Below are 12,752 nucleotides of genomic sequence, written 5' to 3'. Positions count from 1 at the left end.
CTAGCCGCCGGGATCGACGACCGTGGGCGGGGGGGGAGTCGTCATCTGGGATCTGGACCGCGGAACGCGCCTTACGACCGAGCCGCTTCATGCCGGCGATGTCGTCAAGAGTCTTGCGTTCTCACCGGACGGCGACACTCTCGCCGCTGGATATGCGACCATGGCCGGGGGGGTCGTGCTACGGGACGTGAGGCGGGGTAGGCCCCGTCCGATCGGCGTGACGCTCGAGGTGCCCGAAGGTCCCGTGTCCAGCGTCGCCTTCAGTCCCAAGGGGGATGTCCTCGCCGCCGGGTTCCGTGACGGAGGGTTCGTCGACGGCCGTGTATCCGGTCGAGGTGGGACCCTGATCTGGGACGTCGAGCAGCTTTCTCGATTGTCAATCCAGCCCTTATGGGCGGAGCAAGGTCCAGTGACAAGTCTTGCTTTCCAAGGAGATGGTCAATTCCTCGCTGCCGGCACTTCCGGAGGAATTACGCTATATAAAATCGATCGTGGACATCTACTGAAACAAGTCGAACGGATCGCCAACCGAAATCTCACACGCGTCGAGTGGGTGCGATACTGCCCCGATACGGCGTACCGTCGGACCTTCCAACATCTGCCCGTTCCGCCCGAGTGACCGGTCAAGGTCGTTGACCGGCGAGGGAAGGCTTAAGCCACTTCGAGGTATGATGCAGGCCGACTATCTCTCGGCCGATTTGCGGCCGGGCCTGCCGACGAGAGTCGCCGCGTTGAAGGCCGGATCGCGGCGTTAGACGCCCGGAAGGCCGAGTTGGAGGCGAGGCTCAAGCTGGACTCGTCGAAGGCGTCGCGGCCGCCTCCGAGCGCCCCGCTCCATCCCAAGCCGGCCCCGCCGCGGAAGCCGTCGGGAAAGCGGCGTGGCGGCCGGCCGGGGCCTCGGCGCAACATACGCACCCGCCCGGCCTGGCCGCCAAGTTCGGCCCTTCGGGCGAGTTGGCCACGGGGGATGGAAGGTGCGTCTTACGGACCCGACACGAACGCGCCGGTCATCGCCGCCCCGATCGGCCGGGCGTGCGTGTCTTCAGATGTCCGCGAAATGATCACCAGACCGCCGGGCTCGGTTTTTTCCCCGAAGCCCTCACCGGTGAAAGAAGCCGTGTTTGGGCTGGACCGGGACCAGGAACTGGACCGGCGTCATCGGTTGGAGGTACATCGTCGGGGCCTGCTGCGTGTAGACGGTCGTCGGGGCCTGCTGATAGACGAAGGGGGCCTGCACCGGGGCGTTCGAGACGACGTAAGGGGCCGCTTCGACGGCCCCGGCACCCTTCGATTCGAGGAGCCAGTTCACGATCGCCTCGACGTCCTGCTCCTCGGATTCATTGAGCGACGAGTCTTCCTCGCCCCCGATCGCGTCGGCGTACATCTTGGTGACCGATTCGCGTAGGCTCTTGCGGCGCTCCATGCGGGTGCCCGTCGGGGGCTCCGACTTGAGCGACGCTCGGGCGTCTTCCAGGAGGTCCGCCCGATCGGCGGCCATGATCCGCGAGCCGACGACCGCCGCGGTGGGGGCGTTGCCGACCGCGGCGGTCGCCTGGACATAGGTCGGCGCGGGCGCGGAGTAGGTGCTGCCGACCATCCCGGTGTAGGCCGTCGGGGCCGAGAAGACCGCGGCCGCCGGCGCCGAGAAGGTCGCGACGGGGGCGGCATAGGTGACGACCGCCGGGGCCGAGTAGGTCGCGGCGGGGGCTTGTTGGGGCAAGTAGTACAGGACCGGCTTGTGCTTGTCGCCCGCCCAGGCGGTCGAAGAGGCGGTGCCGAGCGCCAGGGCGAGGAATCCGACCAGGGGCCTGGGGCCCGCAGAGAGTTTGCGCATCGCCATCTTGAAGGCTCTCCGTGACGGTGGCTCAGAATCCCTTCAACGTGGCTCGCGGAGGCCATCCAGCCCCGTCGCCCCCGGGCCGCCCGCCGACGGCGGGGGAGCGTCCGGAAGCCCATGGAATGACTTGATTATACCCCCCTTGGAAATCCCGGGCGCATCGCCGGGCCGATTTCGCAAGATCGTGGACGGATCGTCACCGCGCAAGCGGAGAATTTCCGAAAGGCTTGCTTTTACTTCGACAGCCTCGGTGTTAGATTGGATCGAATACACAAGATGGACAACATGAAGCCGAGCGACGTCGAGGTCCATCCGGGGCCGGGGGTGCGGACGCGCCGGAGGGTGCCCGCACGAGAGCGAAACGATCGTTACGGGGGGGAAGCGAGATGGCAGAGAGGGTGCGACGCTTGATCTGGCTAGGCCTGGCGGGTTTGATCGTCTGGCCGATCTTCGCAGCCATCGACGCGACGGCGGGGCCGGCCCATTACGACCCCGAGAAGCGGACGATCCGCTTCACGTACATGTTCGCGTCCCTCGCCCAGGGGCAGTTCGGCGAGGCCGCGATCGGCGCGCCCCAGACGCCGTCCAACGAGCAGGATGCCAAGGTGCGGACGATCGTCCTCAAGGTGAGCGACGCGCTTTCGAAGGCCACGGCGGGCCGGATGAAGATCTCGACGCTGGACTTGGTCACCGACGTCCGCCGGGCCGACGTTGTCATCTCGCTGACGGGAAAGCCGTCCCGCGGCGGCTGGGCGATCGCGGGGGCGATCGAAGGGCGTCCGGGCCAGATCGGTCTCTACTACCAGACCTTGGCCGACGAGTGGGAGCAGGACTCGATCCTGACGGCCGCCCACGAGGTCTGCCATTACGTCTTCGGCCTGGTCGACGAGTACAACTTCCCCCGCGGCTGCCCGCTCACCAATCCGGGCGGCCCCGGCTGCCTCATGGACAACTACCTGTCCCAGGGCTCGCGGCACGGCTGGTACGGCCGGCTCTGCGCCGCGGACCACGTCCACCATTCGTCGCAGGCGAAGTCGTGCCAGGAGATCGTGGACAAGTTCTTCAACGACCGGAACGTCTCGACGACCGAGCCCGGGGAGCCGGTCGAGGCCGGGGCGGCGGTCGCGACCGTCGCGGGGCGGAAATCGCGGATCGACAACATCGTCCGCGCCGCGATGGCCAAGGTCCGCGAGGAAGTGGACGGGGCCAACAAGGACAACGCGGAGAAGAAGCCTGGGACGAAGTCCGTGGGGGTCGAGAAGTTCAAGAAGGTGGCCGAGGAATTCCTGAAGGAGCAGTTCGCCAGCAACGGTGTCAATCTTGAGAGCAAGGAGGTCCAGGCCATCCGGGACAACGTGCTCAAGCAGGCCGGGGCCTTGGTCTCCGTGGCCATCCCCCCGCAGTTCGAACCGATCAAGGTGCTGGTGGCCAAGTTCGCCGCCACCCGAGCAAGGGAACTGCGGGAGCAGATGCCCAAGGAGAGCGAGGAGAAGCTGCGGAAGCGGCTGGCCGCGGACGCCTGGAACTTCCTCTCCGGCCTCTCGGGCACGATGAACGCCCCGCGAGTCGGCAAGGCGCCGAGTGCCGAGGAGAAGCAGTACCTCGACCACGTGGCGATGGAGGCCATGACTCAACTCGAGGAGAAGAAGGCGAACGAGGAGCTGTACAAGGCGGCTCTCGGGCACATCGAACTCGACCGCCAGACGGCCAGGACCGTGCTCGACATCGCCGGTGAGGTCGGCGTCGTGGGGATCGAGAACCGGCTCACGTCGCTGGGCGAGGTGGACGCCGACCTGCGGCCGTTCATCCCCGGCCGCACGGCGTCGACCGGCTTCGGCCTCCGGCGGACGATCATCGTCGACCCCGATCCGCTCGACCCCCGATTCGACTACATCCTGAGCCAGGCGGGCATGAGCCGGTACGAGGACCTCCGCGACCAGTACGTGGAACTCTTCACCAAGCTGATCCAACGGGCCAAGATCGAACTGATCACCACCCAGCTGCAGAGGCGTCGGCTGGAGGAGCGTCGCAGCCAACTCGCACTGTCCACCTCGGATCGGGCGCAGAAGGAGAGGATCCGTCGGATCGCGGAACTGGGCGATCGCAGCCGCGTGCGGAGCCAGCGCGAGACCGAGCTTCGGGCGCTGATCAACGAGGTCGCGGGGGAGGTCGGCCGCAATCGGATCGAGAACGTGATCTTTCTGGTGCCGCCGGGCGGCATCCCCAAGGAACTCGTCTCGCTCTTCGAAGCCTTCCGCCGCCAGATCCTGATCAAAGGGGACGTGCGTATCGACCTCGTCCTGGTCAGCTCGGCCGACGTCCCCGCCGAGCTCCGGGACATCGCCGTCGGCAGCAACGGCTCGATCATCACCGTGGCCGACGTCGACGAGGTCGGCGCGGTGGCCCAACGCCTCAAGAACGAGCAGACCTCGGGATCCTGGGTCATCCTCCCCTACCAGGATCGGATCGACGGGCCGGCCTATGTCGAGCCGATGCGCGTCGAGCCGTGGATGATCGAGGACGTTCGCCGCGGCGAATTTCAGCGGGAGCCGATCGAAGAGGCGCACGGAAAGGTGGTCGAGCACCTGGCCAACGCGATCGACTTCTTCAGGAAGCCGAAGGACGACGTGGGGGGGGCGCTGGCCGTCCTCCAATCCGCTCCAAGGATGAACAAACCGGTCGATGCCATCGCCCTTCTGAGATCCGCACAGGCCCTGAGGCCCGACCTGTCGGCTCCGAACCCGAACGCGAAGGACGTTCAGGACGTGGTCGCCGGGCTCCATAAGGCGATCGCCGCGTTGAAGGCCCAGAGGGACGCCTCGGGGACGCCGGCCGGAGGGGCGAACCGCCGGACTGCGACGGACGAGGTGATCGGTGTGTTGGAAGACGTAGCGGGGCTGAACGGTTGCCTAGCCCCGGTGATCAAAGTGCTGGAGGGGAAGGGGCTGGAGTGCACGCCGGACGATATCACGAAGGCTTGCCGAGTCCTTCGATCCGCCCAATCCTTCGGCCATCATACGGCGGTCAACCTGCTCAATCGGGCCGCGGACGCGAACCAATCCCATGCGAAAGTGATCGCGTTCCTCAACGAGGCCGCGGGCCTCAACGATGTCAAGGGCCTCGACGGCGGCGCCTGGGGGGCCATGTTCCTCCTCCAGAACGCACGCCAGGTGCGCATGGACGCATTCGACGCGGCCATCAAACACCTCGAAGGCCTCCCGAAGTCGGACCAAGGATCCGAGAGAGTCTTCGATTTCCTACGATCGGCCAAGATGGTCGGATCCAGCTCGGAAGCCGTCGACGATTTCCTGAAGGCCTCGATGAGGTACAGCCTGGAACCGATGGGGGCCATCGCCGTCATGACGCGAGCCGATGTCATGCCCGAGGGCGACGTCCTGACCCTGGTCCAGACCATGGATGGGCTCCTCAGCCTGGAAGAGCTCCCCCCGGCGGACGTGGCCCCGACTGGCGAGGCCGAGAAGGACCGGGCCGCGCGGAAGGCGTTGCAAAGCGATGCCTTGTCTCTGGAGGCGCGAACGGGGTTGTTGCAGGAACTGGAGTCGATCAAGTCGCTCGTGCTCCAGTACAACAAGCGGCGCCGGATCGAGCCGGCCACCGACCTTCGATACGCCGTCCTCGAGCACGTCATCCGCGCCCGCGCCTCATTCGCGGAAGTTCGCGCGATCCTCGCCGTCTTGCTCGACGCACATCGACCCTACGTCTCGGTCGATTTCAACGAGGATGAACTCCTCGGCGAGATATCCCGAAGGCAGCCCGATCAACCTGACTCGCGAATGCGAAGCGAGCTGATCGAGGCGCTCGTGACCTCGCTCTATCGAGAGCGCATGAAATTCAGCGCGAGGAGCGACGACCCTTCGGCGCAAGCGACGGCGGCCTACCTGAGCCTCAGGATCCAGGAGGCCCGCCTCCGGCTCGTCCAGGAGTTCCTGCACCACATCGAGCAGGACATCTCGGCCAGCAAACAGACCCCCTTGTTCCAACGCATCAACCGCGAGTCGCAGGTCCTCGCCTACCAGATGATCCAGGACAAGGTGCACAAGATCGACGCGGGCGGCGGCGAGCTGAGGCCGGTCCTGCCGCCGGTCGACGTGGTCGACGCGGCCGGGCACGAGCGTCGGAAGGAGGGGCGGTTCCGCCTGCCGCGCTTCTACGCCGAGAACGTCAAGTTCGACCCGAAGAAGCCCAAGGCGGAGTTCGAGCTGGTCCTGGGCCTCTCGAGGCCGCTGCCGGGGCTGGACGACGAGGCGATCCGCTCGAAGAAGGTCAAGGAGCACCTCGAGCTGAACCTCTACAACCACGACGGCCGTATTCAAAACACGCCGACGCTGGAGCTGGACCCCGACCTCTCGACGCCGACCTGCCTCGTGTATCGGTTCGCCCCGGAGTACGGCGAGACCGGCTGGTACCAGGCGGGGCTCATCCTCAACGAGACGACGTTCCGCCGCCTCGGCGCGGATCGGATCCACATGACATTCTCGGTGGCCTCGACGACGCCGAACATCCGCCTCACGACGAGCCTGGTCCAGCTTCCCGACGACCCCGAGCTGGTCCCGCCGCCCCCCCGGAGGGGCCTCGTCCGGGCCATGGATCGGCGTGCGATCCTGGAGGTGCAGGTCTACGGCGGCACCTCGGTCCTGGGAGCCTCGCTCATCGGGACGCTTCAGAAGATCGACGGGGGCACCACGCCGATCGAGCCGATCGCGCAGGACTTCCACGACGATGGGCACACCTACAACGACAAGACGGCCAACGACGGAGTCTACACGACGATCATCGCGCTCGACCGCTTCACCGTGGGTTCGGAGTACCGGGTCGTGATCCAGGCGGAGTCCACAAGGCTCAGCAAGAACATCGCTCCCGAGGACCCGGGGAAGAACGACGAAGCCCGACGCCGGGACGCCAAGGCCCGGGGGGACAAGACCAAGCGGGAGAAGCCGGTCGAGGAGGTCGAGACGCCGGCGGAGGAGCCGGCCCTCAAGTTCCAGCGCGCCAGCTCGATCCAGATCCGCGTCGAGCCCTGATCGAGCAGGGCCGCGACGGGACGAACTCCGCCAAACGACGAGGCCGGCCGGGGAGCGATTTCCCCGGCCGGCCTCGTTCCGCGCATCGCGGGCTCGCTCAGTTGCCGCCGTGGCCCAGCCAGCGGCGGAAGCCCGAGCCGCCGTTCTGGGGCGACGGCGTGGGGCCGGAAGGGGGCGCGTACTCGCCGCCTCCTCCGCCGCCCCAGTTGCCATGACCATGGCCATGACCGTGACCCTGGCCGGGGTTCGGGCCGGGGCAGGGGGCGCCGTGATACTTGCAATGAGCCCCATAGGTATTGCACGGGGCGAAGGAGGTCGCCTCCGGGGTCACGACCGGGATCGGGGGGCCCGAAGGGGCGTAGCCGGTGACCTGGGCGTAAGCCTGGCCCTGGCCGGCGGGGGCGAAGGCCACCGGGGCGTTCGCGACAGGGGCCTGGGCCAGGGTCGGCATCGGGCTCATCTGGATCCGAGGGTTCTTGCGCCGCGCCAGATTCTCTCCGATCGTGCCCAAGAGGCTGTCGATCAGCCCGGGGGCCTGCAGGACCATCGCCGTGGAGGGAGCCTGGCCCACCGGGGCCTGCATCGGTTGCGGTTGAGGCGCGAACATCGGCTGGGGCTGCGGGGCCTGCATCGGCTGAGGTTGAGGAGCTTGCATCGGCTGCGGTTGGGGGGCCTGCATCGGCTGGGGCTGCGGGGCCTGCATCGGCTGCGGTTGGGGGGCCTGCATCGGCTGGGGCTGGGGAGCCTGCATCGGCTGCGTGAAGAGGTTCGGCTGGGGCTGGGGGGCCTGCATCGGCTGGGGCTGGGGCGCGTACATCGGCGGGGCCATGGCGACCGTCACCTGGGGGGGCGGGGTCGGCGCGAAGAAGATCTGCTGGGGGGCCTGCTGGACGACCATCGCCGGGGGCTGGGTCTGGACGTAAGTCGGAGGTGGGGCCGGGACGTACTGCGCCGGCGGGGCCTGATAGACCGGCTGCTGCGGCTGCGGAGGGGGGATGTGCACGGGCGGCTGCGGCGGGGCGATCGGAGGCTGCTTGGGCGGGGCGTACGGCTGCGGGACACGCTGCTCCGTCGCGTAGGCCTGCGGCGACGGGCCGTCGTTGAAGTGCGAGGCCTGCGCCAGCTTCGGGTCCTTCGGGCCGGCCTGTCCATTCGCCACCTCCGACGGCTTATCCTCGACGGGGTCCAGGCTGATCAGCCACGCGAACAGGGAGCGGGCGTCGGCCAGGCCGGCCTTCGCGGCGACGGTCCGGAGCTTCCCCCCTTCCTCGCGATAGACCACCACCGTGGGGAAGGACTTGACCCCCAGCTTCGCGACCTGAGAGGCGTAGATCTCCGCGGGCATCTCGGCCAGCCGGACCGAGCGGGCGAGCGACTCGGCCTGGGGGGAAGATTCCAGATCGCGTCGCAGCGATGCGGAATCGGGCGTCGCCCGGGAGGTGATGATCACGACGCTGGGGACGCCCTGCGTGGTCGTCTCGCGGACGGCCTGCGCGAGAGGGGTCCAGATCCCGGCGGGGCCGCCGCGTCCGGCCTCGGCGCGTGCCGACGGAGTCGCGCAGGTGCTCGCGGCCAAGGCCACGATCATCGTCGCGACCCATCTCCGTTCGCTCAAGCTCGCCGACATCATGGACGGACCTTTCGATAACGAAGACGAAGGAGTGACGGAAGCCCTGGGTTCATCGCGTGCGGTTCGTCGAGCGGAACCCCTCGGCGATGAGCCGGAAATGCTCGGCGAGGGCCGCCTTCTGGGACGTCGTGAGCGAGGCGTCGCGGGCCTCGGAGAGACGGAGGTCCAGGCCTTCGACCCTCATCGCCTCGACGGTCTGGGCGGAGAGGGGGCCGAAAAGCTTCTCGATCCAGACGGAGCGATGGGTCGGATCGGCCGGCAGGACGTCCTCCAGCCTTCGCGACATCTCGCTGAACGCGTCGGCGTAGGTCGGATAGAGGTCCATGCGGTCCGCGGCCGTCTCGAACATGGTCGCCAGCGACTCCGCGGCCTCCGCCCCGCCGCGGATCGAGGCCAGCGCCGCTCCCGCCACCTCCTGCGTCGGAGCGGGCTCGGGGATCGACCGGTCGCCGGCCGTGACGAGCCCGGCGGGACCGCCGATCCGCGTCCCGGCCCCGACCGTCACGACGACCTCGTCGGGCGTCGAGAGCTCGGATCCGGCCGCCACGATCAGCGCGAAGCGGTAGACGCCGGGCGCCGTCGGCGTGAACGCGAAGATCTCCCCGTCCTCGACCTTGAGTCGGGCCGGCGGGCCCCCCGTCTGCACCCAACGATAGCCCACCTCTCCGGCGGGCTCGCTCCTCGACCCGTTCAAAGTGACCTGGCGACCGACCAGGGCGATCTGATCGTCTCCGGCGTCAGCCCCGAGTCGGGAGTTCCTCGGGGCGTTGGGGGCCGAACCGCCGGCGCGGACCTCCACCGAATCCGATCCTCCGGGGCCGGAGACGACCAGCAGGAAACCAAGCCCGCCCGGCTCGTCCGGCATCACGAAGGAAGCGGTCGCCCCTTCGGGGTTCATCAGGCGCACTCTCTTACCCTGCGTCTGGACCCAGCGGAACCTCAAATTCTCGCCGTCGGACCGCTCGCCGCGGAGCAGCACGGTCGAGCCGACCTGGCCTCCTCCTTCGACATGCGCCTCGGCCCGTGGGGACGCCGACGCAACGTGCCGGACGGCGGCGGCCGACGATGCGTCGGCCCCCTTCATCGGCATCAGCCCGACGTCGATCGGGCCCAGCTCGACAGGCGGGGGTGCCGCGTCGGGAGCCTGGACGACGGTCCCCGCTCGGTCGTCGCCCCCCCAGGCAAGGGCCGCCGCCGAGAGACCCACCACCGCCAGGACGCCGGAGGCGCAGGCCAGGCGTCGCTTGCGAACAGCGTCCTTCATCCGTCCTCCCCTCCGCTGGGAAATGCGTGTAGGCGACCTTGCCTTTCGTCCCCTATCGGCGAACTAAACTCCGATCTTGATCATTTGAATGAGTCCCGTCCGGAATGAACGCCGCCCCGCCGAGCCGACAGGCCATCGCGACGGCGAAAGCCCTCGATCCGCAACGCTTCGACGTACGGATTCCGAATCCAGTCGGCCGTTCGAGGGTGTTCCGACGCGAAACAGTACAAAGTCCTGTAAAAAACATAGAATCGCCCCGATAATTCGCTATAAGGGAAGGCCTTCATGGTTAGTCTCGGTCGGCCGGGGGTCATTGCAGGCACCCCGCCATCGCCGAGTCGAAGCCGACCCGATCAGAAGCCCCACGTCGGAGGTGGAAACGATGCATCCCTTGGCGCTCCTGCTTTCTCTCGGATTGGTGGGGGCCGCCGACGCTCCTTCGGCGAAGCTCAAAGGGCCGGAAACCTCCGCACCCGGCCAGTCCATCGTGCTGGATGCGCGCGAGAGCAAGAGCGAGAAGCCACTTCGCTGGCAGGTCAAGGGGTCCGCCTCGGCTCCCTTGATCCTGTCAAATCCCGACAACACCGTCGCCACCCTCATGAGCCCCGGCGAGGGCGTCTATCAAATCTTCGTGATCGCCACCGGGACGTCGCCCGAGCAGGTGGATCTCGCCGCGCATACGATCCACGTGAAGCCGCCGACGCCGACGGCTCCGGCGGGCGCGGCGCAGGTGCGGGCCAAGCTGTCCGCCCCGGACTACCTCGGATCGGGCCAGGCCCTCATACTGGATGGCCGGAACAGCCTGAACGCCGCGTCCATCGAATGGGAGGTGACGGGCCCCAGCGCCGGGGAGGTCGTGAAGGTGTCACCGAAGGAAGGTCCCGCCGAGGCGATCGCCATCCTCTTCACGCCGCTCCCCGGCGTCTACGGGGTGACGTTGACGGCGGTCGGCGACGGGGGAGATCCGTCCCGGAGGGACGCGATCTCCACGAAGATCGTGGTGGACTCCAATCCCTCGCCCACCCCCCCCCATCACGAACGCGACGATCCCGAACGGCGGCGAGCAACTCGACGTCATCTTGTTCGTCGAACTCAACAACACCCCGCCGCAATACGCACAGGTCCTGGCCGGCGACGGCATCAGGCCTCTGCAACAGGCCTGGGGATTCCGTTATTGGGTGTTCGACGTCAATGCGCCGAGCTTCGCCGCCTCCGGCTTCCAGCGCTATCTCGACGGCGGAGCTACGCTGGCCTCGGGGAAGACTCTGCCGAAGTTGGCCGTCCCCGCCCTGCTGATTCAGGACCAGAAGGGCGGCGTGTTCACGTGCGAACCCGCCCCAACCTCCTCGCGCGTCGTCGTCGACAAGGTGAAAGCGTTGCACGCGCCTTGAGCGACCGAACCTTCGACCGGGCCTCGGAGGCGTCGAGGCCCAGCCGGACGCTTCGCACCGTCTTGGATTCCAAGATCAGCGGACCGTGAGTCTGAGCAGCCATTCCACAGCGGTCTGGGTCTCGCGTAAATGGGCCGGTCCGCAGGGTTGCACGAATCTTCGCGGCCAGGATCTCGCGGCGTCAGGCCCGGCGCTTGTCGGCGTGGCTGGGGCGGCGAGTTCCCGGCGGAGTCACGTCGGCCTCGCCCCCGCGATCGCCCAACATCCGATACAACGCCAGGGCTTCGTTCAGCGGCCCCAACGCCGCCTCCGCCCGGCCGTCCTTCGCCCATGACATGGCCAGGTCGGCCAGCGACGCCGCCTCCGCCCGTCGGTCCCCCGTCACGCGGGCTGACGCCAGGAGCCGCGCGGCCGTCTCCTCCGGCTCCTCCGCCTCGGCCACCTCGTCTCGTTCCGCCGACTCGCCCGCCTCGACGCCGGCGGCGAGGACGAGCCGTGAGCCGAGGCGCAGCAGCCGGACGTCGCCGCGCCAGAGCCGCATCAGACGCCCCTCGTCGAGCGGTCCGGACGGTTCATTTACCCAAGCCAGCGCCAGGTCGGCCCGCCTGTCGCCGCAGCGTTCGGCCGCCGTCCCGTCCGGCATGATCCACGACGCGTCCGACGGCCGCGGGCGAAGCTTCGCGAAGAGCCGACCGAGCCGGCCGCCGGCCGAGCGCCGACTCGTCCGCACGGCCGTCGCCGGCACCCATCGGATCCCGTCCGTCGCGAGCCGTTCGTCCCGCACCCTCGCGACGACCCGATCCCAGTACTCGAACTTGCCCTCCCGCTCCAGCCGAACCCAGACCGCGATCCTCCCGCCGTCCCCGGCGGCCTCCAAGAGGACGCCTTGCGCTAGACCCAGTTCGGTTCGATCGAGGCTTCCCATGCGTCTTCGCCCCCATCGGGAGATCGCGAGGCAGGTTGCAGTTCGCCCAAGCCGCGCGCCGCTCCATAAGCGTCGCGAGGCAAGGTGCGATTGTCGAGTTTGCGCCCGCAGGCGGCAAGCGGACGCCGCTCTTCATCGGAAGGCGTCTTCGAGGCGGGATGCGATCTCGAAGGCCGACGGCCACTTCGCGCGGACGAAGACGTCGAGGATCCGGACGAGGGCTTCCCTGCGGTCGCGATCCGTCTGCAGGACGTCCCGATGGTCGGCGAGGAAGCGACGCACGAGCCGCATCGCCAGCGCGGCCCCCATCGACTCGAACTCCTACCCGCCGGCCTCGCCCACCTCGAACGCCCGGGCGATGCGGAGGAACGAGCCTCAAGGATCGGCGGCGAGCATGCGTTCGAGACATTGCAAGAGGTAGTGAACCACGACGGGGTAGGGCATCTCCTGCAGGGCGTCGAGCAGCCGCGCCCCATCGCAGAGGAAACCGACGTGCCGGCCGGACGCCGCTCCGAGATCGGCGTCCTTCTTCAGCTCGCAATGGAGGTGGAACGCGATCGAGTGGGCGACCTCGGGGGCCACGCCGGGGAAGGAGACGATGCAGCCACCGACCTGCGACCGGACCTCCGACGACATGAACACCATGATCGGATCCGGCCGCGA

At 68.1% G+C, this 12,752-nt stretch carries 9 protein-coding genes; 3 read left to right on the top strand and 6 right to left on the bottom strand.

Annotation, left to right across the window (positions count from 1 at the left end):
* The first annotated feature begins 22 nt into the window (after positions 1 to 22).
* Entirely contained in the window at positions 23 to 619 is a 597-nt protein-coding gene (locus tag G6O68_RS33660; protein ID WP_390625398.1) for a WD40 repeat domain-containing protein, read from the top strand.
* 480 nt (positions 620 to 1,099) lie between these two features.
* On the opposite strand, the gene G6O68_RS27420 is transcribed toward G6O68_RS33660, so the two are convergent.
* Complete coding sequence (locus G6O68_RS27420) at positions 1,100 to 1,840, bottom strand: hypothetical protein (protein ID WP_165252180.1); 741 nt, start codon at positions 1,838 to 1,840, stop codon at positions 1,100 to 1,102.
* Positions 1,841 to 2,244: 404 nt separating this feature from the next.
* On the opposite strand from G6O68_RS27420, the gene G6O68_RS27415 reads away from it, so the two are divergent.
* Complete coding sequence (locus G6O68_RS27415; RefSeq protein WP_165252178.1) at positions 2,245 to 6,879, top strand: hypothetical protein; 4,635 nt, start codon at positions 2,245 to 2,247, stop codon at positions 6,877 to 6,879.
* A 97-nt stretch (positions 6,880 to 6,976) separates the two neighbouring features.
* Here the strand turns inward: G6O68_RS27415 and G6O68_RS27410 are convergent, their stop codons facing one another.
* Together G6O68_RS27410 and G6O68_RS27405 are read right to left on the bottom strand one after the other, a co-directional pair.
* Entirely contained in the window at positions 6,977 to 8,467 is a 1,491-nt protein-coding gene (locus tag G6O68_RS27410) for a hypothetical protein (protein ID WP_165252176.1), read from the bottom strand.
* 91 nt (positions 8,468 to 8,558) lie between these two features.
* The gene (locus G6O68_RS27405; RefSeq protein WP_165252174.1) at positions 8,559 to 9,773 is read right to left on the bottom strand and encodes a PKD domain-containing protein; all 1,215 of its coding nucleotides are present in this window, start codon (positions 9,771 to 9,773) and stop codon (positions 8,559 to 8,561) included.
* A 1,079-nt stretch (positions 9,774 to 10,852) separates the two neighbouring features.
* Between G6O68_RS27405 and G6O68_RS27400 the strand changes: the two genes are divergently transcribed.
* The gene (locus G6O68_RS27400) at positions 10,853 to 11,164 is read left to right on the top strand and encodes a hypothetical protein (protein ID WP_165252172.1); all 312 of its coding nucleotides are present in this window, start codon (positions 10,853 to 10,855) and stop codon (positions 11,162 to 11,164) included.
* A gap of 181 nt (positions 11,165 to 11,345) precedes the next feature.
* Here G6O68_RS27400 and G6O68_RS27395 read toward each other — a convergent pair whose 3' ends face one another.
* The 3 genes from G6O68_RS27395 to G6O68_RS27385 all read right to left on the bottom strand — a co-directional run bounded on the left by G6O68_RS27395 (position 11,346) and on the right by G6O68_RS27385 (position 12,734).
* The gene (locus G6O68_RS27395; RefSeq protein ID WP_165252170.1) at positions 11,346 to 12,089 is read right to left on the bottom strand and encodes a hypothetical protein; all 744 of its coding nucleotides are present in this window, start codon (positions 12,087 to 12,089) and stop codon (positions 11,346 to 11,348) included.
* A gap of 132 nt (positions 12,090 to 12,221) precedes the next feature.
* Positions 12,222 to 12,398: a hypothetical protein gene (locus G6O68_RS27390; protein WP_165252168.1), complete on the bottom strand. Its 177-nt coding sequence runs from the start codon at positions 12,396 to 12,398 to the stop codon at positions 12,222 to 12,224.
* A 66-nt stretch (positions 12,399 to 12,464) separates the two neighbouring features.
* Positions 12,465 to 12,734, bottom strand: a complete 270-nt coding sequence (locus tag G6O68_RS27385; RefSeq protein ID WP_165252166.1) for a hypothetical protein — start codon at positions 12,732 to 12,734, stop codon at positions 12,465 to 12,467.
* Positions 12,735 to 12,752: the final 18 nt, after the last annotated feature.

It is taken from the genome of Paludisphaera soli (assembly GCF_011064595.1).
Lineage (GTDB): Bacteria > Planctomycetota > Planctomycetia > Isosphaerales > Isosphaeraceae > Paludisphaera > Paludisphaera soli.
Note: the sequence above shows the minus strand (reverse complement) of the source record. Positions and strands in the feature narration are given on the sequence as shown.